The sequence below is a fragment of the Burkholderia ubonensis subsp. mesacidophila genome, from assembly GCF_002097715.1.
Taxonomy (GTDB): domain Bacteria; phylum Pseudomonadota; class Gammaproteobacteria; order Burkholderiales; family Burkholderiaceae; genus Burkholderia; species Burkholderia mesacidophila.
Window position 1 is genome coordinate 2,954,265 of record NZ_CP020737.1, and the last position, 24,246, is coordinate 2,978,510.

A 24,246-nucleotide genomic window follows, 5' to 3' on the forward strand; every position below is an offset into this window, starting at 1 on the left:
GCCGCATCCCGGCGCCGCCGACGCGCGCGCTCACCCGATTCACGACGCACGAGCGTCCCTCGATTTGATAGCGATCTCATCATGAGCAACAAGAAAGCCGATTCGAAACCGCAGGCCAAGTATCCGGTCAACCTGCTCGACACGCCGTTCCCGATGCGCGGCGACCTGCCGAAGCGCGAGCCGCAGTGGGTCAAGGAATGGGAAGCGCGCGGCATCTACGAGAAGATCCGCGCGGCCAGCCAGGGCCGGCCGAAGTTCATCCTGCACGACGGCCCGCCGTACGCGAACGGCGACATCCACCTCGGCCACGCGGTGAACAAGATCCTGAAGGACATCGTCGTCAAGTCGCGCAACATGGCGGGCTTCGACGCGCCGTACGTGCCGGGCTGGGACTGCCACGGCATGCCGATCGAGATCCAGATCGAGAAGCAGTTCGGCAAGTCGCTGCCGGCGGCCGAAGTGATGACCAAGGCGCGCGCGTACGCGACCGAGCAGATCGAGAAGCAGAAGGCCGGCTTCAAGCGGCTCGGCGTGCTGGGCGACTGGGGCAACCCGTACAAGACGATGAACTTCGTCAACGAGGCGGAAGAGATCCGCGCGCTCGGCAAGATCATCGAGAAGGGCTACGTGTATCGCGGCCTGAAGCCGGTGAACTGGTGCTTCGACTGCGGCTCGGCGCTCGCCGAGGCGGAAGTCGAGTACAAGGACCGCACCGACCCGACGATCGACGTGATGTTCCCGTTCGCGGAGCCGGAAAAGACCGCGCAGGCGTTCGGCCTGCCGGCGCTGCCGCGCGCCGATGGCGGCATCGTGATCTGGACCACCACGCCGTGGACGATCCCGGCGAACCAGGCGCTGAACCTGCATCCGGAGATCGTCTACGCGCTCGTCGACACCGAGCGCGGCCTGCTGATCATCGCGGAAGAGCGCGTCGCCGCGTGCATGGAGGACTTCAAGCTGACCGGCCGCGTCGTCGCGACGACGCCCGGCGAGAAGCTCGTCAACCTGCGCTTCAACCACCCGCTCGCCGCGGCCCACCCCGGCTACAAGCGCACGGCGCCCGTCTATCTCGGCGACTACGTGACGACCGACACCGGCACCGGCGTCGTGCACTCGTCGCCCGCGTACGGCGTCGAGGACTTCGTTTCCTGCAAGGCGCACGGGATGACCGACTCGGACATCATCAACCCGGTGATGGGCGACGGCCGCTACATCGAATCGCTGCCGCTGTTCGGCGGCCTGTCGATCTGGGACGCGAACCCGAAGGTCGTCGACGCGCTGAACGCAGCCGGCACGCTGCTGCGCAACGAGAAGTACGCGCACAGCTACATGCACTGCTGGCGCCACAAGACGCCGATCATCTACCGCGCGACGTCGCAGTGGTTCGCGGGCATGGACGTGACGCCGCACGACGGCGGCAAGACGCTGCGCGAAACCGCGCTCGCGGGCGTCGACGCGACCGCGTTCTACCCGTCGTGGGGCAAGCAGCGCCTGCACAGCATGATCGAGAACCGCCCGGACTGGACGCTGTCGCGCCAGCGCCAATGGGGCGTGCCGATGGCGTTCTTCGTGCACAAGGAAACCGGCGAGCTGCATCCGCGCACGCTGGAGCTGCTGGAAGAAGTCGCGAAGCGCGTCGAGCAGTCGGGCATCGAAGCCTGGCAATCGCTCGATCCGCGCGAGCTGATCGGCGACGACGCGAACATGTACGAGAAGAACCGCGACACGCTCGACGTGTGGTTCGACTCGGGCACGACCCACTGGCACGTGCTGCGCGGCTCGCACAAGGACGCGCTGCAGTTCCCGGCCGACCTGTACCTCGAAGGCTCGGACCAGCACCGCGGCTGGTTCCACTCGTCGCTGCTGACCGCGTCGATGATCGACGGCTGCGCGCCGTACAAGGGCCTGCTCACGCACGGCTTCACCGTCGACGGCGAAGGCCGCAAGATGAGCAAGTCGCTCGGCAACGGCATCGACCCGCATGAAGTCGCGAACCGCCTCGGCGCGGAAATCATCCGCCTGTGGATCGCATCGACCGACTACTCGGGCGAGCTCGCGATCTCCGAGGAAATCCTGAAGCGCGTGACGGAAGGCTATCGCCGCATCCGCAACACGCTGCGCTTCCTGCTCGCGAACCTGTCCGACTTCGACTATGCGCAGCATGCGCTGCCGGTCGGCGAATGGCTCGAGATCGACCGCTACGCGGTCGCGTTCTCCGCGCAGCTGCAGGCGGAGCTGCTCGCGCACTACGAGAAGTACGAGTTCCATCCGGTCGTCGCGAAGCTGCAGACGTACTGCTCGGAAGACCTCGGCGGCTTCTACCTCGACGTGCTGAAGGATCGCCTGTACACGAGCGCGGCCGATTCGAAGGCGCGCCGCTCCGCGCAGACGGCGCTCTATCACCTGACGCAGGGCCTGCTGCGCGTGCTCGCGCCGTTCCTGTCGTTCACCGCCGAGGAAGCGTGGAAGGTGTTCCAGCCGGCCAGCGACACGATCTTCACGGAAACGTACTACGCGTATCCGGACGTCGCCGAAGCGGACGCGCTGATCGCGAAGTGGACGCTCCTGCGCGACGTGCGCGGCAACGTCACGAAGGCGCTCGAGGAAGCGCGCACCGCGAACCGCATCGGCTCGTCGCTGCAGGCGGAAGTCACGGTGCATGCGAGCGGCGCGCGCTACGACGCGCTGACGAGCCTCGCCGACGACCTGAAGTTCGTGCTGATCACGTCGGCGGCAACGGTGGTCAAGGTCGACGACGAAGCGCACGAGAGCGTCGACGTGGCCGCGTCGACGTACCAGAAGTGCGAGCGCTGCTGGCACTACCGCGAGGACGTCGGCGCGCACGCCGACCACCCGACGCTGTGTGGCCGCTGCTTCTCGAACCTGTTTGAAAACGGTGAACTCCGGAGCGCTGCATAAATGGCGAAAACCCTGTCGAAATCGGCAAGTGGCGCGCTCGCGCCGTGGCTCGGCATTTCGCTGATCGTCATCCTGTTCGACCAGCTGACGAAGATCGCGATCCTGAAGACCTTCGCGTACGGCGCGCAGCATGCGCTGACGTCGTTCTTCAATCTCGTGCTCGTCTATAACCAGGGCGCCGCGTTCGGCTTTCTCGCGGCGGCGGGCGGCTGGCAGCGCTGGGCGTTCACCGCGCTCGGCATCGGCGCGACGATCGTGATCTGCTACCTGCTCAAGCGCCACGGCCACCAGCGCCTGTTCAGCCTGTCGCTCGCGCTGATCCTCGGCGGCGCGCTCGGCAACGTGATCGACCGGCTCGTCTACGGCCACGTGATCGACTTCCTCGACTTCCACGTCGGCGCCTGGCATTTCCCGGCGTTCAACCTCGCCGATTCCGCGATCACGGTCGGCGCGGTGCTGCTGATCTACGACGAACTGCGTCGCGTGCGCGGCGCGCGCTGAGCCCGCATAAAGCGCGCATACTCTGCGTCGACGGCCGGCCTCGCGCCGGCCGTCTTGATCGACCCCTTCGGAGGCCCGAGTTGGCACACGCAGAACTCGCAGGAAAACACCTCGTCCTCGGCCTGACGGGCGGCATCGCCTGCTACAAGATCGCCGAGCTCACCCGCCTGCTCACCAAGGCGGGCGCGACCGTGCAGGTCGCGATGACCGAAGCCGCGACCCAGTTCATCACCCCCGTCACGATGCAGGCGCTGTCCGGCCGGCCCGTCTACACGAGCCAGTGGGACCCGCGCGTCGACAACAACATGGCGCACATCGACCTGTCGCGCGAAGCCGACGCGATCGTCATCGCGCCCGCGTCGACCGACTTCCTCGCGAAGCTCGCGCACGGGTTCGCGGACGACCTGCTGTCGACGCTGTGCGTCGCGCGCGATTGCCCGCTGCTCGTCGTGCCCGCGATGAACCGCCAGATGTGGCAGAACCCGGCCACCCAGCGCAACGTCGCGCAGCTGCGCGCGGACGGCGTGTCGGTGCTCGGTCCCGATTCGGGCGCGCAGGCGTGCGGCGAGGTCGGCGACGGCCGCATGCTCGAGCCGGAGGCGATCTACGAAGCGATCGTCTCGCACTTCCAGCCGAAGCGGCTCGCGCACCGGCGCGTGCTGATCACGGCCGGCCCGACGTTCGAACCGCTCGATCCGGTGCGCGGGCTCACCAACCGCTCGAGCGGCAAGATGGGCTTCGCGCTCGCGCGCGCGGCGCAGCAGGCCGGCGCGGAAGTGCATCTGGTCGCCGGCCCCGTTGCGCTGGACACGCCGTGGGGCGTGTACCGGCAAGACGTGCAGACCGCGCAGCAGATGTACGACGCGGTGATGCATGCGGTGGCCGACGCGGACATCTTCATCGCGGTGGCCGCGGTCGCCGACTGGCGCGTCGCGCAGCCTGCCGAGCACAAGATGAAGAAGAGCGCCGACCGCAAGATGCCCGCGCTGACGTTCGTCGAGAACCCGGACATCCTCGCGTCGGTCGCAGCCCTCCCCGATCCGCCGTTCTGCGTCGGCTTCGCGGCCGAGAGCAACGATCTCGACGTGCACGGCGACGAGAAGCGCAAGCGCAAGAACGTGCCGCTGCTCGTCGGCAATCTCGGCCCGCTCACGTTCGGCCGCGACGACAACGAAGTCGTGCTGTTCGAGGCGGCGGGCATCACGCGCCTGCCGCGCGCGCCGAAGGACGAACTCGCGCACGTGCTCGTCGACGAAATCGCGAAGCGCCTGCCCGACAACCGACTGATCTGACGCCCTGCGCGGCGGCGCTTCGGCTGCCGCGCATCCTTTCCCCGAATCGACGACCGAATGAAACTCGACCTGAAGATCCTCGACGCGCGCATGCGCGATTACCTGCCCGCCTACGCGACGACCGGCAGCGCCGGCCTCGACCTGCGCGCGTGCCTCGACGCGCCGTTGACGCTGAAGCCGGGCGAGACCACGCTCGTGCCGACCGGTCTCGCGATCCATCTCGCCGACCCCGGCTACGCGGCGCTGATCCTGCCGCGCTCGGGCCTCGGCCACAAGCACGGCATCGTGCTCGGCAACCTGGTCGGCCTGATCGACTCCGACTACCAGGGCGAGCTGATGATCTCGACGTGGAACCGCGGTCAGACGGAGTTCGTGCTGAACCCGTTCGAACGCCTCGCGCAGCTCGTGATCGTGCCGGTCGTGCAGGCGCAGTTCAACATCGTCGACGACTTCGCTGCAAGCGATCGCGGCGCGGGCGGCTTCGGCAGCACCGGCCGTCACTGAACGACAAAAGGGGCCTCGCGGCCCCTTTCTTTTTTCCCCTGCGCCGTCACTCCTCGACCGGCTGCGCAATCCGCGCGGGCACGAGTTCGCGCCGCGCGTGCGCGATGCTCGCATAGGCCACCATCGCCACCAGCACGCCCAGCAGCACCGCCGACGAGCCGGCCGTGCCGAGCGCGAGCCCGCCCTTCGCGACCGGCTTCGTCAGCAGGTCGCCGACCGTCGCGCCGAACGGGCGCGTCAGCACGAACGCCGCCCAGAACAGGAAGACGCCCGAGATCCGCGTGAAATAGTGCGCCAGCACGATCGCCGCGAGCAGGCCGCCGATCAGCAGCGCGCCGCCGGCGAAGCCGAGGCCCGAGCTGTCCGCGAGGAAATCGCCGAGCGCGGTGCCGAGCGTGTTCGAGAACAGGATCGCCACCCAGTACAGCAGCTCGACCTTGCGCGTGCGGATCGTGTCGACCGACAGCGACTCGCCCGACAGGCGCCAGGCCGCGAAGATCGCCAGCAGGATCGCGACGAGGATCGACGAGCCGGCCGCATAGCCGAGGCCGAGCGTGCGATCCATGAAATCGGACATCGTCGTGCCGGCGGTGCTGGTCGCGACGATCACCGCCCAGTAGATCGCCGGACGATAGCGCGTCGTCTTCAGCTGCGCGCCGAGCGTGACGAGGAAGAAACCGAACAGCAGGATCGAGCTCACTGCGTAGCCGACGTTCAGCGTCATCGACAGCAGGTCGCCGCCGGTTTCGCCGAGCGTGGTCGCGCAGATCTTCATGATCCAGAATGCGAGGGTGATTTCGGGCAGTTTTTTCATTCGAACCTCATGCGGAAGGCGCGAGGCGGCATCAGCCACCTCCGCGCGGATGGTTCGAATGTAATCGGCGCACGCTTAACGCAGCCTTAGCATGCGTGCATCTCGATGGAGCGGCCGTGCGATCAGCGCGCGTGCTGGTGCCGGTAATGCAGCGCGTAAGCGAGCGTCAGCAGCACGACGAACGCGACGCCGACCACCATCGTCATCCGGAACTCGCGCGTGAACGCGGTCGTCAGGAGGATCGCGGCGAGCAGGCCCGCGCCGAGCAGGCTGCCGAACGGGTGCCACCACATCCGGAACGCGAGCGCCGGGCCGCGATAATGCCGGCGAAAGCGCAGATGCGTGACGAAGATCATCAGCCACGTGAACAGCGCGCCGAACATTGCGATCGCCATCATCACGGTGAACGCGGTGTCCGGCGACAGCGCGACCAGCACGGCCGCGACCGCGACGCCGCTCGTCGAAACCCACAGCGCCGCGCGCGGCACGCCGTTCGCGCCGAGCCGGCCGAACACCGCCGGCGCCAGGCGCGCGCGCGACAGGCTGAACATCATTCGCGTCGTCACGTAGAGCTGGCTGTTCATCGCCGACAGCGCGGCGACCAGCACGACGAAATTGATCACGCCGGCCGCATATGGCACGCGCGTCGCGGCCATCACCTTCACGAACGGGCTTTCGTCGGTGCCGGCCTGCGTCCACGGCACGATCGCGAGCATCAGCGCGAGCGTCAGCAGATAGAACAGCACGAGCCGGAACACGGTCGAGCGAAACGCGCGCGTGACCGCATGCTCCGGGTCGCGCGCCTCGCCCGCCGCGATCGCGACGGCTTCGATGCTCATGTCGCTGAAGATCGCGACGATCACCGCGACCCAGGTGCCCCACGGCCCCTTCGGCAGGAAGCCGCCGTGCGCGGTGTAGTTCGCGAAGCCGATGCCGGACGCGGCCGGCGCCGACCAGACCAGATACGCGCCGAGCAAGACGAACACGACGATCGCCGCGATCTTCAGCATCGAGAACGCATACTCGACCGCCCCGTACAGCGTAACGCTCGCCATGTTCACGGCGATCAGCAGCGCCGAGAAGCCGACCACCCAGTACCACCCGGGCACCGTCGGGAACCAGTACTTCATGAACACCGCGATCGCGCTGATCTCGGTGCCGATCGCGAACACGACCGCGAACCAGTACGCGTAGCGCACGAGAAAGCCGGCGAGCGGGCCGACGTAATGCTCCGCATACGCGCCGAATGAGCCGGCGGTCGGATGTGCGACGGTCATCTCCGCGAGCGCGCCCATCAGCAGCAGTGCGATCAGCGCACCGATCGCATACGAAATCATCACGCTCGGGCCGGCGAGCCCGATCGCGAAACCGCTGCCGAGAAACAGCCCGGTGCCGATCGCGCCGCCGATCGCGATCATCGCCATCTGCCCCGACGACAATGCGTGGCGCAGCCCCTGTTCGCGTTCGACGATGCTGTCGAACGACCGTTGTTGTTGTGACACTTCCCTCACTCCCCTGCACCCGCGCTGGCGCCGCCGGCGCCGGATAAAACGAAACGGCGCGGAAGACTTCCCGCGCCGTTGGCTGAAACGGATTGACCGTGGCTTATTCGACTTCGACCGTTTCCTCGTTCGGCTTGTGCGGCGGATTCGCCAGCTTGTCGAACGACAGCTGCACCTTGTCGCTTTCGTCGACGTCGACCGTCACGTGACCGCCGTTCACCAGCTTGCCGAACAGCAGCTCGTCGGCGAGCGCGCGACGGATCGTGTCCTGGATCAGCCGCTGCATCGGCCGCGCGCCCATCAGCGGGTCGAAGCCGTGCTTCGCGAGATGCTTGCGCAACGTGTCGGTGAACAGCGCATCGACCTTCTTCTCGTGCAGTTGCTCCTCGAGCTGGATCAGGAACTTGTCGACCACGCGCATGATGATTTCCTCATCGAGCGAGCGGAAGCTGATGATCGCGTCCAGACGGTTGCGGAACTCCGGCGTGAACAGGCGCTTGATGTCGGCCATCTCGTCGCCGGTTTCGCGGCGCGTCGTGAAGCCGATCGTCGCCTTCTGCATCGACTCGGCGCCCGCGTTCGTCGTCATGATGATGATGACGTTGCGGAAATCCGCCTTGCGCCCGTTGTTGTCCGTCAGCGTGCCGTGGTCCATCACCTGCAGCAGCACGTTGAAGATGTCCGGATGCGCCTTCTCGATCTCGTCGAGCAGCAGCACGCAGTGCGGCTTCTTCGTGACGGCTTCGGTCAGGAGGCCGCCCTGGTCGAACCCGACGTAGCCCGGCGGCGCGCCGATCAGGCGGCTCACTGCGTGGCGCTCCATGTATTCCGACATGTCGAAGCGGATCAGCTCGATGCCGAGCGTGAACGCGAGCTGGCGCGCCACTTCGGTCTTGCCGACCCCGGTCGGGCCCGAGAACAGGAACGAACCGATCGGCTTGTCCATCTTGCCGAGGCCCGCTCGCGCCATCTTGATCGATGCCGCCAGTGCGTCGATCGCCGGATCCTGGCCGAACACGACGCTCTTCAGGTCGCGGTCGAGCGTCTGCAGCTTGCTGCGGTCGTCCTGCGACACGCTCTGCGCCGGCACGCGCGCGATCTTCGCGATGATTTCCTCGATCTCGCTCTTGCCGATCGTCTTCTTCTGCTTCGACTTCGGCAGGATGCGCTGCGCGGCGCCCGCCTCGTCGATCACGTCGATCGCCTTGTCGGGCAGGTGGCGGTCGGTGATGAAGCGTGCCGACAGCTCGGCCGCCGCCGACAGCGCGCCCGCCGAATACTTGACGCCGTGGTGCTCCTCGAAGCGCGACTTCAGGCCGCGCAGGATCGCGACCGTCTGCTCGACGGTCGGCTCGGTCACGTCGACCTTCTGGAAGCGCCGCGACAGCGCCGCATCCTTCTCGAAGATGCCGCGATATTCGGTGAACGTCGTGGCGCCAATGCACTTAAGCGTGCCCGACGACAGCGCCGGCTTCAGCAGGTTCGACGCGTCGAGCGTGCCGCCCGACGCGGCGCCCGCGCCGATCAGCGTATGGATCTCGTCGATGAACAGGATCGCGTGCGGCCGTTCCTTCAGTTCCTTCAGCACCGTCTTCAGGCGCTGCTCGAAATCGCCGCGATACTTGGTGCCCGCGAGCAGCGCGCCCATGTCGAGCGAGTAGACCTGCGCGTTCGCGAGGATGTCCGGCACTTCGCCGCGCGTGATGCGGTACGCGAGGCCTTCCGCGATCGCGGTCTTGCCGACGCCGGCCTCGCCGACGAGCAGCGGATTGTTCTTGCGGCGGCGGCACAGCACCTGCACGACGCGCTCGACTTCGGGCTCGCGCCCGATCAGCGGATCGATGCGGCCGTCCTTCGCCATCTGGTTCAGGTTCTGCGTGAACTGCGCGAGCGGGGTTTCCTTCTGCGCGTTCGCGTCCTCGCTCTCGGCATTCGCGTCGCTCGCCTTCGCGGCCTCGCCGCTGTTCGTCTTCGCGATGCCGTGCGAGATGAAGTTGACGACGTCGAGGCGGGTGACGCCCTGCTGCTGCAGGTAGTACACCGCGTGCGAGTCCTTCTCGCCGAAGATCGCGACGAGCACGTTCGCGCCGGTCACTTCCTTCTTGCCGTTGGACGTCGACTGCACATGCATGATCGCGCGCTGGATCACGCGCTGGAAACCGAGCGTCGGTTGCGTATCGACGTCGTCGGTGCCCGGGACCGTGGGCGTGTTGTCGTGGATGAAATTGCGCAGGTTCTGACGCAGGTCCTCGATGTTCGCCGCACACGCGCGCAACACCTCGGCCGCCGTCGGATTATCCAGCAGGGCCAGCAGCAGATGCTCGACCGTTATGAACTCATGGCGCGCCTGACGTGCTTCCATGAACGCCATGTGCAGGCTAACTTCCAATTCCTGGGCAATCATGCTTCCTCCATCACGCACTGCAGCGGATGCCCGGCCTGCCGCGCATGGGTAACGACTTGCTCAACCTTGGTCGACGCGATGTCCCGCGTATAGACCCCACAAACCCCTCGCCCTTCGCGATGGACCTTCAGCATGATCTGCGTGGCCGTCTCGCGATCCTTCTTGAAATACTCCTGCACGACCATCACGACGAACTCCATCGGCGTAAAGTCGTCGTTGAGCAGCACCACCTTGTACATCGAAGGCGGCTTCAACTTCTGCTGCTTGCGTTCCAGGACGGTGCTGTCCTGCTTGTCCGGGATAATCGCCATACACCCATTCTAAACAACTCGGACAGGCCCGCAATCCTGCCATAACCCGACCGACCGGCCGGCGCCCTCCCCGGAAGCCCGGAACCACGCGCTTGCGCTCGCACCATACGAAAGCCGGCTGCGGTGCCGGCTTTCACAGGTGGCGCGGGACACGCACCGTCTCGGGGAATCGTCCCGCGACGTCGCGTCCGCATCCAGTATCCCACAAGCAAGGGAAGCTCGAACGCGTGTCACTCGAGCCTGGTATATGAGCCGATTATGCGACTTTTCAAGTCCACGCGCTTGCGACGATGCCGACCGGCAAAGCCGGAAAAACCCTGAAAATGGGTTCTTTACAACGGCCCCCTATACGTCTAAAAATTTTCTTGACACTCAAATAAAGAGCGCCAACAATCAAGCTGGCACTTTTTTCAATTTGTCTGAACGGCAAAACGAGAAAGGCCGAGGTGAGCTGTGAGGGGGGAACGGCTGTATTTTCCGGTCGTTTGGCTTTTCGAGCGTGCTCGTGGTAGGTAGCGACTGTGTGACAGGGGAAGTAGGTATGGCAACTGGTATTGTCAAATGGTTCAATGACGCGAAGGGCTTCGGTTTCATCACCCCCGACGAGGGCGGTGAGGATCTGTTCGCACACTTCTCGGCCATCAACATGCAGGGCTTCAAGACCCTGAAGGAAGGCCAGAAGGTGAGCTTCGAGGTCGTCCAAGGACCGAAAGGCAAGCAGGCTTCGAATATCCAGGCCGCCTAAGGGCAACGGATTTCGGACGAGGAAACCCGGCGAAACGCCGGGTTTCTTTTTTTGTAGTCGCCAAGCGTGCTTTTCGATTGGCCGAGCGTTTCGTCTAATCGCGATGGGACGCCGTCGATTATCTTGCCATGCGTTCAGATCGCAGCGGCATGCCGTTTTGTGAAACAACGGCGACGCGTGTCACGACGATGTCAACCGAACGTCACGCTCCTCGCCTGAGCTAAACGCCCGCCCCGCACCAACGTGCAGGGCGGGCGGAATCGTCGACCGTCGTCGACGGCGTGTCATACGACCTTCAGCGTTCCCATCATGCCGAGATCCTCGTGCTCGAGGATGTGGCAGTGGAACATGCGCTCGCCACGCAGGTCCTGCGTCGTGAGCAACGTCACGGTTTCGCCGCTGCGCACGTTCACCGTATCGCGCCATGCGCGGAACGGCTCCGGCGTACGGGCGCCGCCCGACGCGCGATCGATCACCTGGAATTGCGTGCCGTGCAAGTGGAACGGGTGATCCATGTCGGTTTCGTTGCGGATCGTCCATCGTTCGACGTCGCCCGCGCGGCTCGTCAGCGTCGCGCGGTGCGGGGCATACACGTCACCGTTGATCGTGAAGCGCATGCCGGCCGGACGGCCGTGCGCCGGCGCGGCCATCATCGCGTCCATGTCCATTTCCTCGCCGAACGCCACCGTCTTGTCCGCGACAGGCTTCCCGAGCTCGGGCACCGCGCGCAGCGTCGCAGGCAGCGATCGCGCGACGGCCGGCGCGAATGCGACGTCGGCGAGCGGCAGCGCCGGATCCGGCGGCAGGCTGCCGTGCCCGTCGTCCGACATCGCCATCTTGCGCCGGTCGTATTCGGCCGCGACCAGCACCGCGCGCGACGCGCGCTCGCCCGCGCGCACCAGCAACTCCGCGCGCTCGCCCGGCGCGAGCAGCAGCGACGTGACGCGGCGCGGCGTCTCCAGCAGCCCGCCGTCGGTGCCGGCCTGCTCGAACGCGCGGCCGTCGTCGAACGCGAGCCGCAGGTAGCGCGCGCTGCACGCATTCCACACGCGCCAGCGCTCGTCGTCAGCGACCTCGACGCGCGGCCGTCGCGCACCGTTGACCAGCACGAACTGCCCTTCGCGGCCGTTCATCCAGTCCATCATGTCGTTCGGCGCAATCGTGCCGTCGCGAGCGAGCTTCAGGTCGGACACGAACAGGTTGCGTTCCGGCCAGCCGGCGAGCGGGTCGTCCGCCGCGCGCACGACGAACGGCCCCGCCAGCCCGCGAAACACCTGCTCGGCCGTCATCATGTGCGGATGCGGGTGATACCAGTACGTGCCCGCGCTCCCCTTCGGCAGCGTGAACCGATAGACGTGCGACGCGCCAGGCGCGACCGGCGCGGACGGATTGCCGTCCTGGTCGGGCGGCACCGGCAGCCCGTGCCAGTGAATCGTCGACGGTTGCGGCAGCCGGTTCACGAAACGGATCTCGACGGTATCGCCTTCGCGCACGTCGATCAGCGGCCCGACGACCGGCCCCTGGGCGCCGTCGCCGAATTGCCAGAACGTCGTCGGGCGAGCGCCGCGCAGCATCGGGCGCGCGACCGGCTGCGCGACGAGCGTCGCGCGAAACATGCCGGGCTCGCGGCTCTCGTTCGCGAGCGTGCGCAGCGATGCCAGCGACGCGCCGGCCGGCAACGCATCGGCGGCGGCGAGCGGGGCCGGACGCGCCGCCGGCGCATGCTTGCCGTGCTGCCCGTGCGACGCCATGCCCGACATCCCGGGCATGTCGTCCATCTCCATGTCGGCCATGCCGGCGTGACCCGCGTGCTGCGCCCACGCGCTGCGCGCGACCAGCGACGCAACAGCGACGCCGACGGCGCGCGACAGGAAGGTTCTGCGTATCATCAATCGTTCCTCGTTCTCGGCGGTATGGTTCGGGAAGCGGCGGCTGTCCGCGGGGCTGCCCGCATCATCATAACCGGGCGCCCGCCCTGTTAAGTGACCGCCCCATCCAGGCGGCGAAACGCCGCATGCCCTGGCGTACACGCGCGCCTCTCCCATCGCTCCACCTCCTCGTGATCACATGCACGATGGTCACTCCGCGCCTGTCGCGCCGAGCCTGTTGCGCCGAGCCTGTTGCGCCCGGTCGCGCGCCTCGCGCGTCAAGTCCGCCAAGATTTCACGATGCGGAACAAGCCCCTGCCTTGTAAAAATTCGTGGTGCAGAGCACAAATATCCTGTTTCGCGATGCCGAAAACCGTTCCGCAATACAAAACGAAGCGAATAATCCTTTGTTTTTAAAAGTGAATTTTTGTTTGGGTCAGTGCTTCTAAGCGCACCATCCGAGCGGGCCCCGGACGTAGACTTCTTCACATGCACTGGCGTTACGCAGCGACGTTCGGCACACACCACCGACGAACCCGACGCAACCGCCAGTCGAGCCAGGACCTGCCGGACGCCGGCAGGCGGCGCAAAGGAATCGCGTGTGATCAGAAAGGGAGAACGGAAATGAAGGGATTTCGCTTTGGTTCAGCGCTCGGGTCGTTCTACATCCTGCCGGGCAACGGCGGCTGGGAAGCGACGTTCGGCAATGCTTTGCTCGGCGCGTTCTCGTGCCCCGAGCATGCCGCAGACCACATCTCCCGCGGCGACTGCCCGCAACTGTCCGATCTGGACACGGCGACGCTCGAGGTTCCGCACGAAATCGCGGAATGGGAAATCGTCCACGTGTAAGTGACGGCCCTGCAACGAAAAACGCCCCGCGCGTGCGGGGCGTTTCGCTTTCCGGCCAGCCTTGATGCCAGGCCGCGCGCGTCGTCAGGCGACGGCGTCGACGATGCCGTTCAGCGTCGCGCTCGGACGCATCGCCTGGCTCGTCAGGTCGACGTTCGGGCGATAGTAGCCGCCGATGCTCACCGGCTTGCCCTGCGCCGCGCCCAGTTCCTCGAGGATGCGCGCCTCGTTGTCGGCGAGCGCCTTCGCGACGCCGGCGAACTGCGCCTGCAGCGCTGCGTCCTCGGTTTGCGCGGCGAGCGCCTGCGCCCAGTACAGGCACAGGTAGAAGTGGCTGCCGCGGTTGTCGAGGCCGCCGACCTTGCGCGCCGGCGACTTGTTCTCGTCGAGGAACTTGCCGGTCGCCTGGTCGAGCGTCTTCGCGAGCACGAGCGCCTTCGGGTTGCTGTAAGCCTGGCCGAGGTGCTCGAGCGACGCCGCGAGCGCGAGGAATTCGCCGAGCGAATCCCAGCGCAGGAAGCCCTCTTCGACGAACTGCTGGACGTGCTTCGGCGCGGAGCCGCCCGCACCCGTTTCGAACATGCCGCCACCCGCCATCAGCGGAACGATCGACAGCATCTTCGCGCTGGTACCGAGTTCCATGATCGGGAACAGGTCGGTCAGGTAGTCGCGCAGCACGTTGCCCGTCACCGAGATCGTGTCCTTGCCCGCGCGGATGCGCTCGAGCGAGAAGCGGGTCGCGTCGACCGGCGTCATGACGCGGATGTCGAGGCCGTTCGTGTCGTGATCCTTCAGGTAGCGCTCGACCTTCGCGATGACCTGCGCGTCGTGCGCGCGCGCCGGATCGAGCCAGAACACGGCCGGCGCGCCGGTCGCGCGCGCGCGGTTCACCGCGAGCTTCACCCAGTCCTGGATCGGCGCATCCTTCGCCTGGCACATGCGCCACACGTCGCCCGCTTCGACCGCGTGCTCGAGCAGCACGTTGCCCGCTTCGTCGGTGACGCGCACGACGCCGGCCGCCGGAATCTGGAACGTCTTGTCGTGCGAACCGTACTCTTCGGCCGCCTGCGCCATCAGGCCGACGTTCGGCACGCTGCCCATCGTGACCGGGTCGAACGCGCCGTGCTGCTTGCAGTCTTCGATGACGGCCTGGTAGACGCCCGCGTAGCAGCGGTCCGGAATCACGGCCTTCGCGTCGTACAGCTCGCCGTCCGGGCCCCACATGCAGCCCGACTCGCGGATCATCGCCGGCATCGACGCGTCGACGATCACGTCGCTCGGCACGTGCAGGTTCGTGATGCCCTTGTCGGAGTTGACCATCGCGAGGCGCGGACGCGCCGCGTACACGGCCTTGATGTCGGCTTCGATCGCTTCACGCGTGTCGGCGGGCAGGTCCTTCAGGCGCGCGTACAGGTCGCCGATGCCGTTGTTCGGGTTGAAGCCGGCCTGCGCGAGCACGTCGGCGTGCTTCGCAAGTGCGTCCTGGTAATACACCGACACGGCGTGGCCGAACAGGATCGGGTCCGAGACCTTCATCATGGTCGCCTTCAGGTGCACCGAGAACAGCACGCCCTGCGCCTTCGCGTCGGCGATCTGCGCTTCGAGGAAGCTGCGCAGCGCCTTCTTGCTCATCACCGACGCGTCGATGATCTCGCCGGCCTTGACGGCCGTCTTTTCCTTCAGGACCTGCTTCGTGCCGTCGGCCTTCGTCAGCTCGATCTTCACGCTGCCGGCGTCGGCGATCAGCGCCGACTTCTCGCTGCCGTAGAAGTCGCCTTCGCTCATGTGCGCGACGTGCGCCTTCGAGTCGGCCTGCCACGCGCCCATCTTGTGCGGATGCTTGCGTGCATAGTTCTTGACCGACAGCGGCGCGCGGCGGTCGGAGTTGCCTTCGCGCAGAACCGGGTTCACCGCGCTGCCCTTGATCTTGTCGTAACGGGCCTTGACGGCCTTCTCTTCATCGGTCGACGGCTCTTCCGGATAGGCCGGCAGCTTGTAGCCCTGCGCCTGCAGTTCGGCGATCGCGGCCTTCAGCTGCGGCACCGACGCGCTGATGTTCGGCAGCTTGATGATGTTCGCTTCCGGCTTCAGCGTGAGCTGGCCCAGTTCGGCCAGATCGTCCGAACCCTTCTGCTCGGGCGGCAGGACGTCCGCGAATGCGGCGATGATGCGGCCGGCGAGCGAGATGTCGCGCGTCTCGACGGCGACGCCGGACGAACGCGTGAAGGCCTTGACGATCGGCAGCAGCGAGTAGGTCGCGAGCGCGGGCGCTTCGTCGGTGAGGGTGTAGATGATCTTGGGCGAAGTGGACATGGTCGATGCGTTGCTACGTGAAAATTGGGACTGAAGATCGCCGGCGGTAACCGGCGGGACGGCGACCGGGTCGGTCGCGAATGGGGAACCGCGCGTCTAGCCGGGCGCGGGTGTTGCGAGGACCGTCATGTTCTACCTTGCAGGGCGCACGGACCGCGATGCGGCGTCGCGTTTGCGCGCACCGGGGCGGCCGGCAATGCGCCGGCACACCCCGGAGGGACTTACATGTTCTCGATCAGCACTTCACCGAAGCCCGAGCACGACACCTGCGTCGCGCCTTCCATCAGGCGTGCGAAGTCGTACGTGACGCGCTTCTGCTGAATCGACTTCTCCATCGCGGCGATGATGGTGTCGGCCGCCTCGGTCCAGCCGAGATGGCGCAGCATCATTTCGGCCGACAGGATCTCGGAACCGGGGTTCACGTAATCCTTGCCCGCGTACTTCGGCGCGGTGCCGTGGGTGGCCTCGAACATCGCGACCGAATCCGACAGGTTCGCGCCCGGCGCGATGCCGATGCCGCCGACCTGCGCGGCCAGCGCATCGGAGATGTAGTCGCCGTTCAGGTTCAGCGTCGCGATCACGTCGTATTCGGCCGGACGCAGCAGGATCTGCTGCAGGAACGCGTCGGCGATCGAGTCCTTGATGACGATCTCGTTACCCGTCTTCGGGTTCTTCACGCGCATCCACGGGCCGCCGTCGATCAGCTCGCCGCCGAATTCCTTCTGCGCGAGCGCATAGCCGGCGTCACGGAACAGGCCTTCCGTGAACTTCATGATGTTGCCCTTGTGCACCAGCGTGACGGACTTGCGGTCGTTGTCGATCGCGTACTGGATCGCCTTGCGCACGAGACGCTCGGTGCCTTCCGTCGACACGGGCTTGACGCCGATCCCCGAGGTTTCCGGGAAGCGGATCTTCTTCACGCCCATCTCGTCCTGCAGGAACTTGATGACCTTCTTCGCCTGCTCCGAGCCGGCCGCCCATTCGATGCCCGCGTAGATGTCTTCCGAGTTCTCGCGGAAGATCACCATGTCGATCTTTTGCGGCTCGCGCACCGGCGACGGCACGCCCTTGAAGTACTGGACCGGGCGCAGGCACACGTACAGGTCGAGCTCCTGGCGCAGCGCGACGTTCAACGAGCGGATGCCGCCGCCGACCGGGGTCGTCAGCGGCCCCTTGATCGACACCACGTATTCCTTCAGCACCTGCAGCGTCTCGTCCGGCAGCCACACGTCCGGGCCGTAGACCTTCGTCGCCTTCTCGCCCGCGTAGATCTCCATCCAGTGGATCTTGCGCTTGCCCTTGTACGCCCGCTCGACCGCGGCGTCGACGACCTTGATCATGACCGGCGTGATGTCGAAGCCCGTACCGTCGCCTTCGATGTAGGGAATGATCGGCTGATCGGAAACGTTGAGCGTGTAATCCTTGTTGACGGTGATCTTGTCACCGCCGTCCGGAACCTTGATGTGCTGATACGGCATGATCGACTCCAGTGACGTGGCTGAGCAGGTAATTCTGGTCGAAGCTGCGTGCGCCAGGGAGCGCATCAAGGCCACCCCCGTGAGTGCCACAGCGAGCCGCTATTCTAGCGCCCGATTCGGGAGCGGCGGCGCGATGCGCGGCGCTGCGTATCAAGTCGTCCCTTATGTCTTATATAAGACAGATGACTTGGCGTTCCGTATTATGCATTAAGATTCCGCCATTTGCCATAGACCGCCCGGCGCGCACCGCCACGCCGGGCGCGCGTCCCTGCCATGACCTTGATCGCCCTCAACAAGCCGTTCGGTACGATTTGCCAGTTTTCCGCGCACGAGACGCGGCCGTCGCTCGGCGACTGGGTAAAGACGCCCGGCGTCTACGCGGCCGGCCGGCTCGACGCGGACAGCGAAGGCCTGCTGCTGCTCACCGACGACGGCGCGCTGCAGGCCCGCATCGCCGAGCCGCGCCACAAGCTCGTCAAGCGCTACTGGGCGCAGGTCGAAGGCGCGCCGGGGCCGGCCGACTTGAAGGCGCTCGCGCGCGGCGTCGATCTCGGCGATTACGTGACGCGAGCGTGCCGCGCCGAGTTCATCGAGCCGCCCGACGCGCTGTGGCCGCGCAATCCGCCGATCCGCTACCGCGCGGCGATCCCGACCACCTGGATCGAACTCGCGATCACCGAGGGCAAGAACCGCCAGGTGCGCCGGATGACGGCGGCGATCGGCTTTCCGACGCTGCGTCTCGTGCGGGTCGGCATCGGCTCGCTGGATATATTCACGCTCGGCATTGCGCCAGGAGAAACAATCACCCTGCCGCCGCGTGCGCCGTGGGACGGTTTCGCGCGCATCGAATGACATTTGCGTGACGCGTGATTTTTTTCGTCAACCACCTGCGAAGATCATGCGTTAAACGACGCAGATGCCACCCTGAGCTATCCGGCATTGGCGCCCGAGCCGCTTTTGCGTCGTGCAAACGACGTTTTTTCGAATGCGATTCGGCGCCCGCAGCGCAAAGAGAAATTTCTTGGAGCGTCTGTCAACCGAAAGGTGGATGGCACCGTTAGACGTCATGACTCCTATGCCGGGTCATTTGGTTAATTAACTAAAGCTGAGGAACACAACATGAACAAACTGATCGCCGCTCTGGTCGCTGGTCTCTTCGCAACGGCAGCTTTCGCACAAGCTTCGGCACCGGCAGCTGCTCCGGCAGCTCCGGCAGCAGAAAAGGCAGAAGCTGCTTCGGCACCGGCGAAGAAGGCTGCTAAGAAGCACCACGCAAAGAAGCACCACGCTTCGAAGAAGGCTGCTGCTAGCGCCGCTGAAGCCCCGGCTGCTGCTTCGAACTAAGTAAGCAAGCTGTAAAAATAACGCAGTCAAGAACTAGCAGTTGCCGTTCTTACGGCGTTGAAAGGCAGGTCACCGCAAGGCGATCTGCCTTTTTCTTTTGTGTGCCCGTACGTGCGCTTCGCGTACCATGCGGGTCTCGTTTTCCCGAAAGGAGCCCTGCTGTGCGATTCTCCCTGCGCTCGTCGCTCGGCCGCCTTGCGCGCGCCGCCATGTTTCCCGTCGCGTTGACCGTCGCCGCGCTCGGCATGCAAACCGCCGTCGCGCAGGTGCCGCCCGGCGCCAAGCAGCCGAGCGAGTTTCCGCGCGCGAAGCTGCGCGCCGGCATGTACGTGATCGACGCGGCCGTCGCGGCCAACGACGCCGATCGCGAACAGGGGCTGATGTACCGCTCGCAGCTCGCGCCGAACGAAGGGATGCTGTTCGTGTTCAACGAGAACGCGGTGCACTGCTTCTGGATGAAGAACACGCTGATCCCGCTGTCGATCGCCTTCATCCGCGCGGACGGCACGATCACCGACATCGACGAGATGCAGGCCGAGACGACCAGCAACCACTGCCCGCGCAACAACGGCGTCTATGCGCTCGAGATGGGCAAGGGCTGGTTCGCGGCAAAGGGCATCAAGCCCGGCATGAAGCTCGACGGGCTGCCGAAGCCGCAGTGACGCGCGCGGCGCGACGCCATGCATGCCGGCCGCCTTGCGCGCGCCGGCTTTTTTTTCGCCCGGCGCCCGCCTTGATTCCGGCCATGCGGCCCGCATCTGCAAAAGCCACACGCAAGCGCTATGCTTTAAGTCTCACTTGATTCCCCGGTCCGGCGTCCGCCGCCGGCCGGCTTACGACCCGAACCACTGGAGGTTCACGTGCCCCGCAAAACCCCCATCGAGCGCTATCGCAATATCGGGATCAGCGCTCACATCGATGCCGGCAAAACCACGACTACCGAGCGCATCCTGTTTTATACCGGCGTGAGCCACAAGATCGGCGAAGTGCACGATGGCGCGGCCACGATGGACTGGATGGAGCAGGAGCAGGAACGCGGCATCACGATCACGTCGGCCGCGACGACCGCGTTCTGGAAGGGCATGGCCGGCAATTATCCGGAACACCGGATCAACATCATCGACACCCCCGGGCACGTCGACTTCACGATCGAAGTGGAGCGTTCGATGCGCGTGCTCGACGGCGCGTGCATGGTCTACGACTCCGTCGGCGGCGTGCAGCCGCAGTCGGAAACCGTGTGGCGCCAGGCGAACAAGTACAAGGTGCCGCGCATCGCGTTCGTCAACAAGATGGACCGCGTCGGCGCGGACTTCTTCCGCGTGCAGCGGCAGATCGGCGAGCGCCTGAAAGGCGTCGCCGTGCCGATCCAGATTCCGATCGGCGCGGAGGACCATTTCCAGGGCGTCGTCGATCTCGTCAAGATGAAGGCGATCGTCTGGGACGACGAGAGCCAGGGCGTGAAGTTCGCGTACGAGGATATCCCGGCGAACCTCGTCGAGCTCGCGCACGAGTGGCGCGAGAAGATGGTCGAGGCCGCCGCCGAAGCCAGCGAGGAACTGCTCGAGAAGTACCTGACCGACCACAACTCGCTGACCGAGGACGAGATCAAGGCCGCGCTGCGCAAGCGCACGATCGCCAACGAGATCGTGCCGATGCTGTGCGGCAGCGCGTTCAAGAACAAGGGCGTGCAGGCGATGCTCGACGCGGTGATCGACTACCTGCCGTCGCCCGCCGACGTGCCCGCGATCCTCGGTCACACGCTCGACGACAAGGAAGCGGAACGTCATCCGAGCGACGACGAGCCGTTCTCCGCGCTCGCGTTCAAGATCATGACCGACCCGTTCGTGGGCCAGCTGATCTTCTTCCGCGTGTATTCGGGCGTCGTCGAATCGGGCAACACGGTGCTGAACCCGACCAAGGACAAGAAGGAACGGCTCGGCCGGATCCTGCAGATGCACGCGAACGAGCGCAAGGAAATCAAGGAAGTGCGCGCGGGCGACATCGCGGCCGCGGTCGGCCTGAAGGAAGCGACGACGGGCGACACGCTGTGCGATCCGGTGAAGCCGATCATCCTCGAGAAGATGGAATTCCCGGAGCCGGTGATCTCGCAGGCGGTCGAGCCGAAGACCAAGGTCGACCAGGAAAAGATGGGCCTCGCGCTGAACCGCCTCGCACAGGAAGACCCGTCGTTCCGCGTGCAGACCGACGAGGAATCGGGCCAGACGATCATCTCCGGGATGGGCGAGCTGCACCTCGAGATCATCGTCGACCGGATGCGGCGCGAGTTCGGCGTCGAGGCGACGGTCGGCAAGCCGCAGGTCGCGTATCGCGAGACGGTGCGCACCGCCGCCGACGACGTCGAGGGCAAGTTCGTCAAGCAGTCGGGCGGCCGCGGCCAGTACGGCCACGCTGTGATCAAGCTCGAGCCGAACCCCGGCAAGGGCTACGAGTTCCTCGACGAGATCAAGGGCGGCGTGATTCCGCGCGAGTTCATCCCGGCGGTCGACAAGGGCATCCAGGAGACGCTGAAGAGCGGCGTGCTCGCGGGCTATCCGGTCGTCGACGTGAAGGTGCACCTGACGTTCGGCTCGTACCACGACGTCGACTCGAACGAAAACGCGTTCCGCATGGCCGGCTCGATGGCGTTCAAGGAAGCGATGCGCCGCGCGAAGCCGGTGCTGCTCGAGCCGATGATGGCGGTCGAGGTCGAGACGCCCGAGGACTTCATGGGCAACGTGATGGGCGACCTGTCGAGCCGCCGCGGCATCGTGCAGGGCATGGAGGACATCGCGGGCGGCGGCGGCAAGCTCGTGCGCGCCGAAGTGCCGCTCGCCGAGATGTTCGGCTACTCGACGTCGCTGCGTTCGGCGACCCAGGGTCGCGCCACGTACACGATGGAGTTCAAGCACTACGCGGAGACGCCGACGAACGTGTCGGAGGCGGTGATCAACGCGAAGCGCACCGACACGCGGTAACGTCGGCCAAGGCCGCACCCGAAGCCCGTCCGTTCGCGGACGGGCTTTTTTTTTGGTTCATCGCGGGTTGCCGGGGAACGCAGCGCGGGAATTTTGACCGCGCTGCAGCGCTTTTTTTGCCCGTGCCACAATCCGCTGCAATCCGTCAGACGAATCATTGCCGATGCCGCCCACCCCTGCCCTGCGCCGCCTGCTGATGCTCTATGCGGGCTTGCTCGCCGCCAATGCGGCCGTCTGGCTGTGGGCGCTCGCGGCGCTGCGCGAGCGGCCGCTGCTGCTCGGCACGGCCGCGATCGCGTACGGGCTCGGGCTGCGTCACGCGGTCGACGCCGATCACATCGCCGCGATCGACGTCGCGACGCGCAAGCTGATGCAGGACGGCCGGCGTCCGCTGACGGTCGGCCTGTTCTTCTCGCTCGGCCACTCGACGATCGTGGTCGCCGCGACGCTCGGCGTCGCGCTGACCGCGTTCGCGCTGCGCGAGCGCTTCGATGCGTTCCGCGACATCGGCGGCACGATCGGCACCGCGGTGTCCGCGACGTTCCTGCTCGTGCTCGCGTGCGTGAACCTCGCGATCCTGCGCGATGTGTGGCGGCGTTACCGCGACGGCGGGTCGGGTGGCGATGACGCCACGCACGCGCATCGCCGGGCCGGCGTCATCGCGCGCCTGCTGCGTCCGCTGTTCCGGTTCGTCACGAAGAGCTGGCACATGTATCCGGTCGGCGTGCTGTTCGGGCTCGGTTTCGATACTGCAACGGAAATCGGCCTGCTCGCGATCGCCGCCGCGCAGGCGAGCCAGGGCCTGCCGCTCTACGCGATCCTGCTGTTTCCCGCGCTGTTCATGGCCGGCATGACGCTGATCGACTCGACCGACAACGTGCTGATGATCCACGCATACGGCTGGGCGATGGACGATCCGCAGCGCAAGCTGCTGTACAACGCGAGCATCACGTTCGTCTCGGCGGCCGTCGCGCTTGCGATCGGCGGCATCGAGGCCGCCGGGCTGCTCGCGGACAAGCTCGCGCTGACGGGCCCCGTGCGCGATGCGCTCGACGCGGTCGGCGAGCGGTTCGGCGCAGTCGGATACGGGATCGTCGCGCTGTTCCTGGTCTGCTGGATCGCGTCGATCCTGTTCCATCGCTGGCAGCGCGCGGCCGACGCGCCGGCGCGCTGACCTTCCTCCAGACGTTTCATTCCGGAAACATAACCCCCTCCCAGACGTTTCAGCATCCGTCTTACGCAACGCGCGCGCCTTGCGGCGCGGGCGTGAGCGGCCGATGGCACGGATCTCGCAGATAGGGCTGCGCACGGCGGGCCCGCGTGCCGATCGACGTCCCCGACCGACGCCATGCGCCGGCCTGGACGGGATCGGCCGCCGAAACCACACCGCATCACAGGCTCCCGGGCACCACACGCATACAGTCGCGCGGCTACGAGGCATCGCGCGCTTTGGGAGGCCAATGATGCATAAGACGAAACTGCCGTTCCGCGCGGCGGGACGGTGCTATCGCGCGACCTTGCTGGCCGCGGCCGCGTTCGCTTGCTGCTGCGGTTCGTATGCCGTCGCGCAGGAAGCAACGTCAATCGGACCCGTCGCCGGACAGTCCGGCGACGACACTCCACCCTTCACCGCGCCATTGCAGGTCGCGCAGAACGCGATGCCCGACGGCGCGGACATCACGATGCCCGTTGCCGGACACGCAGCCGCGTGCGCCGCCGATCCGTCTGCGTGCGCGCCAGGCAAGTACGCCAGCGGCGGTGTCGGCGGCCACGGTGGCGCCGGCAGCGGAAGCGGCACCAGCCCGGGCAGCGGCAGCAGCGGGAGTAACGGAAACGGCGCCGTCGGGCCCGCAAGTGTCGGCGGAACGGTGGGCTCGACCACGGGCGGCACAACCGGCAATGGCCGCAGCAATGGCGGATCCGGCGGCGGGAGTTCGGGTGGCGGCACTTCGGGTGGCGGCACTTCGGGTGGCGGCACTACGGGTGGCAGTACTTCGGGTGGCGGCACTTCGGGCGGCGGCACTTCGGGTGGCGGCACTTCGGGTGGCGGTACTTCGGGTGGCGGTACTTCGGGTGGCGGCACTTCGGGTGGCGGCACTTCGGGCGGCGGCACTTCGGGTGGCGGCACTTCGGGTGGCGGCACTTCGGGTGGCGGCACTTCGGGTGGCGGTACTTCGGGTGGCGGTACTTCGGGTGGCGGTACTTCGGGTGGCGGCAATTGCGGCTGTGGAGGCCACGGCGGACATGGTGGTCACGGCGGCGGCGGCAACGGCGGCGGCAACGGCGGCGGCGGCGGCAGCAGCGGCGGCGGCGGCGGCGGCGGCGGCGGCGGCAGCGGCAGCGGCAGCGGTGGTCACGGTAACGGCGGAGGCGGAGGCGGAGGCGGAGGTGCCGGTGGTGGTGCCGGTGGTGGTGCCGGTGGTGGTG

18 protein-coding genes are annotated in these 24,246 nt (G+C 66.4%); 11 read left to right on the top strand and 7 right to left on the bottom strand.

What is annotated here, in order from left to right; all coding sequences use genetic code 11:
* Positions 1–81 precede the first annotated feature (81 nt).
* From ileS to dut, 4 genes are all read left to right on the top strand, one after another.
* Positions 82–2,919, top strand: coding sequence for an isoleucine--tRNA ligase (gene ileS, locus B7P44_RS13870; protein ID WP_084905062.1), 2,838 nt, complete (start codon positions 82–84; stop codon positions 2,917–2,919).
* Positions 2,920–3,420 (top strand): signal peptidase II, encoded by a 501-nt coding sequence (lspA, locus tag B7P44_RS13875; RefSeq protein ID WP_084905064.1) that lies wholly within the window; start codon positions 2,920–2,922, stop codon positions 3,418–3,420. It abuts the gene before it with no gap.
* Positions 3,421–3,500: 80 nt separating this feature from the next.
* Positions 3,501–4,712: a bifunctional phosphopantothenoylcysteine decarboxylase/phosphopantothenate--cysteine ligase CoaBC gene (gene coaBC / locus B7P44_RS13880; RefSeq protein WP_084905066.1), complete on the top strand. Its 1,212-nt coding sequence runs from the start codon at positions 3,501–3,503 to the stop codon at positions 4,710–4,712.
* A gap of 57 nt (positions 4,713–4,769) precedes the next feature.
* Positions 4,770–5,216, top strand: coding sequence for a dUTP diphosphatase (gene dut / locus B7P44_RS13885; protein ID WP_084905068.1), 447 nt, complete (start codon positions 4,770–4,772; stop codon positions 5,214–5,216).
* 46 nt (positions 5,217–5,262) lie between these two features.
* Here the strand turns inward: dut and B7P44_RS13890 are convergent, their stop codons facing one another.
* The 4 genes from B7P44_RS13890 to clpS form a co-directional block, all read right to left on the bottom strand.
* Entirely contained in the window at positions 5,263–6,030 is a 768-nt protein-coding gene (locus B7P44_RS13890; RefSeq protein WP_084905070.1) for a COG4705 family protein, read from the bottom strand.
* Positions 6,031–6,152: 122 nt separating this feature from the next.
* Complete coding sequence (locus B7P44_RS13895; RefSeq protein WP_084906685.1) at positions 6,153–7,532, bottom strand: amino acid permease; 1,380 nt, start codon at positions 7,530–7,532, stop codon at positions 6,153–6,155.
* Between the two features lie 103 nt (positions 7,533–7,635).
* The gene (gene clpA, locus B7P44_RS13900; protein ID WP_084905072.1) at positions 7,636–9,936 is read right to left on the bottom strand and encodes an ATP-dependent Clp protease ATP-binding subunit ClpA; all 2,301 of its coding nucleotides are present in this window, start codon (positions 9,934–9,936) and stop codon (positions 7,636–7,638) included.
* Complete coding sequence (gene clpS, locus B7P44_RS13905; RefSeq protein ID WP_006398529.1) at positions 9,933–10,247, bottom strand: ATP-dependent Clp protease adapter ClpS; 315 nt, start codon at positions 10,245–10,247, stop codon at positions 9,933–9,935. Before clpS ends, clpA begins: the two co-directional genes overlap by 4 nt.
* Positions 10,248–10,788: 541 nt before the next feature.
* On the opposite strand from clpS, the gene B7P44_RS13910 reads away from it, so the two are divergent.
* Complete coding sequence (locus B7P44_RS13910) at positions 10,789–10,992, top strand: cold-shock protein (protein ID WP_004196460.1); 204 nt, start codon at positions 10,789–10,791, stop codon at positions 10,990–10,992.
* A gap of 284 nt (positions 10,993–11,276) precedes the next feature.
* Here the strand turns inward: B7P44_RS13910 and B7P44_RS13915 are convergent, their stop codons facing one another.
* The gene (locus tag B7P44_RS13915; RefSeq protein ID WP_084905074.1) at positions 11,277–12,881 is read right to left on the bottom strand and encodes a multicopper oxidase family protein; all 1,605 of its coding nucleotides are present in this window, start codon (positions 12,879–12,881) and stop codon (positions 11,277–11,279) included.
* A gap of 603 nt (positions 12,882–13,484) precedes the next feature.
* Between B7P44_RS13915 and B7P44_RS13920 the strand changes: the two genes are divergently transcribed.
* A complete protein-coding gene (locus tag B7P44_RS13920) occupies positions 13,485–13,709 on the top strand; it encodes a hypothetical protein (protein WP_084905075.1) in 225 nt (74 codons plus the stop codon).
* Positions 13,710–13,793: 84 nt separating this feature from the next.
* Here B7P44_RS13920 and B7P44_RS13925 read toward each other — a convergent pair whose 3' ends face one another.
* Both B7P44_RS13925 and icd read right to left on the bottom strand, forming a co-directional pair.
* Positions 13,794–16,022 carry an NADP-dependent isocitrate dehydrogenase gene (locus B7P44_RS13925; RefSeq protein ID WP_084905077.1) on the bottom strand — a complete coding sequence of 743 codons (2,229 nt, stop codon included), beginning with the start codon at positions 16,020–16,022 and terminating at the stop codon, positions 13,794–13,796.
* Between the two features lie 221 nt (positions 16,023–16,243).
* Positions 16,244–17,500, bottom strand: a complete 1,257-nt coding sequence (gene icd, locus B7P44_RS13930; protein ID WP_084905079.1) for an NADP-dependent isocitrate dehydrogenase — start codon at positions 17,498–17,500, stop codon at positions 16,244–16,246.
* Between the two features lie 273 nt (positions 17,501–17,773).
* On the opposite strand from icd, the gene B7P44_RS13940 reads away from it, so the two are divergent.
* The 5 genes from B7P44_RS13940 (at position 17,774) to B7P44_RS13960 (ending at position 22,993) form a co-directional block, all read left to right on the top strand.
* A complete protein-coding gene (locus B7P44_RS13940; protein WP_084905082.1) occupies positions 17,774–18,352 on the top strand; it encodes a pseudouridine synthase in 579 nt (192 codons plus the stop codon).
* 267 nt (positions 18,353–18,619) lie between these two features.
* The gene (locus B7P44_RS13945) at positions 18,620–18,844 is read left to right on the top strand and encodes a hypothetical protein (RefSeq protein ID WP_071733224.1); all 225 of its coding nucleotides are present in this window, start codon (positions 18,620–18,622) and stop codon (positions 18,842–18,844) included.
* Positions 18,845–19,005: 161 nt separating this feature from the next.
* The gene (locus B7P44_RS13950; protein WP_084905084.1) at positions 19,006–19,506 is read left to right on the top strand and encodes a DUF192 domain-containing protein; all 501 of its coding nucleotides are present in this window, start codon (positions 19,006–19,008) and stop codon (positions 19,504–19,506) included.
* A gap of 198 nt (positions 19,507–19,704) precedes the next feature.
* Entirely contained in the window at positions 19,705–21,819 is a 2,115-nt protein-coding gene (gene fusA, locus B7P44_RS13955) for an elongation factor G (RefSeq protein WP_084905086.1), read from the top strand.
* Between the two features lie 163 nt (positions 21,820–21,982).
* On the top strand, positions 21,983–22,993 hold the full coding sequence (locus tag B7P44_RS13960; protein WP_084905088.1) for a HoxN/HupN/NixA family nickel/cobalt transporter: 1,011 nt from the start codon (positions 21,983–21,985) through the stop codon (positions 22,991–22,993).
* The last annotated feature ends 1,253 nt before the right edge of the window (positions 22,994–24,246 follow it).

Bases quoted from the DNA above. Each gene is read 5' to 3' on its own strand.
- ileS (WP_084905062.1), top strand. From the start codon at position 82: ATGAGCAACAAGAAAGCCGATTCGAAACCGCAGGCCAAGTATCCGGTC.
- lspA (WP_084905064.1), top strand. From the start codon at position 2,920: ATGGCGAAAACCCTGTCGAAATCGGCAAGTGGCGCGCTCGCGCCGTGG.
- dut (WP_084905068.1), top strand. From the start codon at position 4,770: ATGAAACTCGACCTGAAGATCCTCGACGCGCGCATGCGCGATTACCTG.
- B7P44_RS13890 (WP_084905070.1), bottom strand. From the start codon at position 6,030: ATGAAAAAACTGCCCGAAATCACCCTCGCATTCTGGATCATGAAGATC.
- clpA (WP_084905072.1), bottom strand. From the start codon at position 9,936: ATGATTGCCCAGGAATTGGAAGTTAGCCTGCACATGGCGTTCATGGAA.
- clpS (WP_006398529.1), bottom strand. From the start codon at position 10,247: ATGGCGATTATCCCGGACAAGCAGGACAGCACCGTCCTGGAACGCAAG.
- B7P44_RS13910 (WP_004196460.1), top strand. From the start codon at position 10,789: ATGGCAACTGGTATTGTCAAATGGTTCAATGACGCGAAGGGCTTCGGT.
- B7P44_RS13915 (WP_084905074.1), bottom strand. From the start codon at position 12,881: ATGATACGCAGAACCTTCCTGTCGCGCGCCGTCGGCGTCGCTGTTGCG.
- B7P44_RS13920 (WP_084905075.1), top strand. From the start codon at position 13,485: ATGAAGGGATTTCGCTTTGGTTCAGCGCTCGGGTCGTTCTACATCCTG.
- B7P44_RS13925 (WP_084905077.1), bottom strand. From the start codon at position 16,022: ATGTCCACTTCGCCCAAGATCATCTACACCCTCACCGACGAAGCGCCC.
- icd (WP_084905079.1), bottom strand. From the start codon at position 17,500: ATGCCGTATCAGCACATCAAGGTTCCGGACGGCGGTGACAAGATCACC.
- B7P44_RS13940 (WP_084905082.1), top strand. From the start codon at position 17,774: ATGACCTTGATCGCCCTCAACAAGCCGTTCGGTACGATTTGCCAGTTT.
- B7P44_RS13945 (WP_071733224.1), top strand. From the start codon at position 18,620: ATGAACAAACTGATCGCCGCTCTGGTCGCTGGTCTCTTCGCAACGGCA.
- B7P44_RS13960 (WP_084905088.1), top strand. From the start codon at position 21,983: ATGCCGCCCACCCCTGCCCTGCGCCGCCTGCTGATGCTCTATGCGGGC.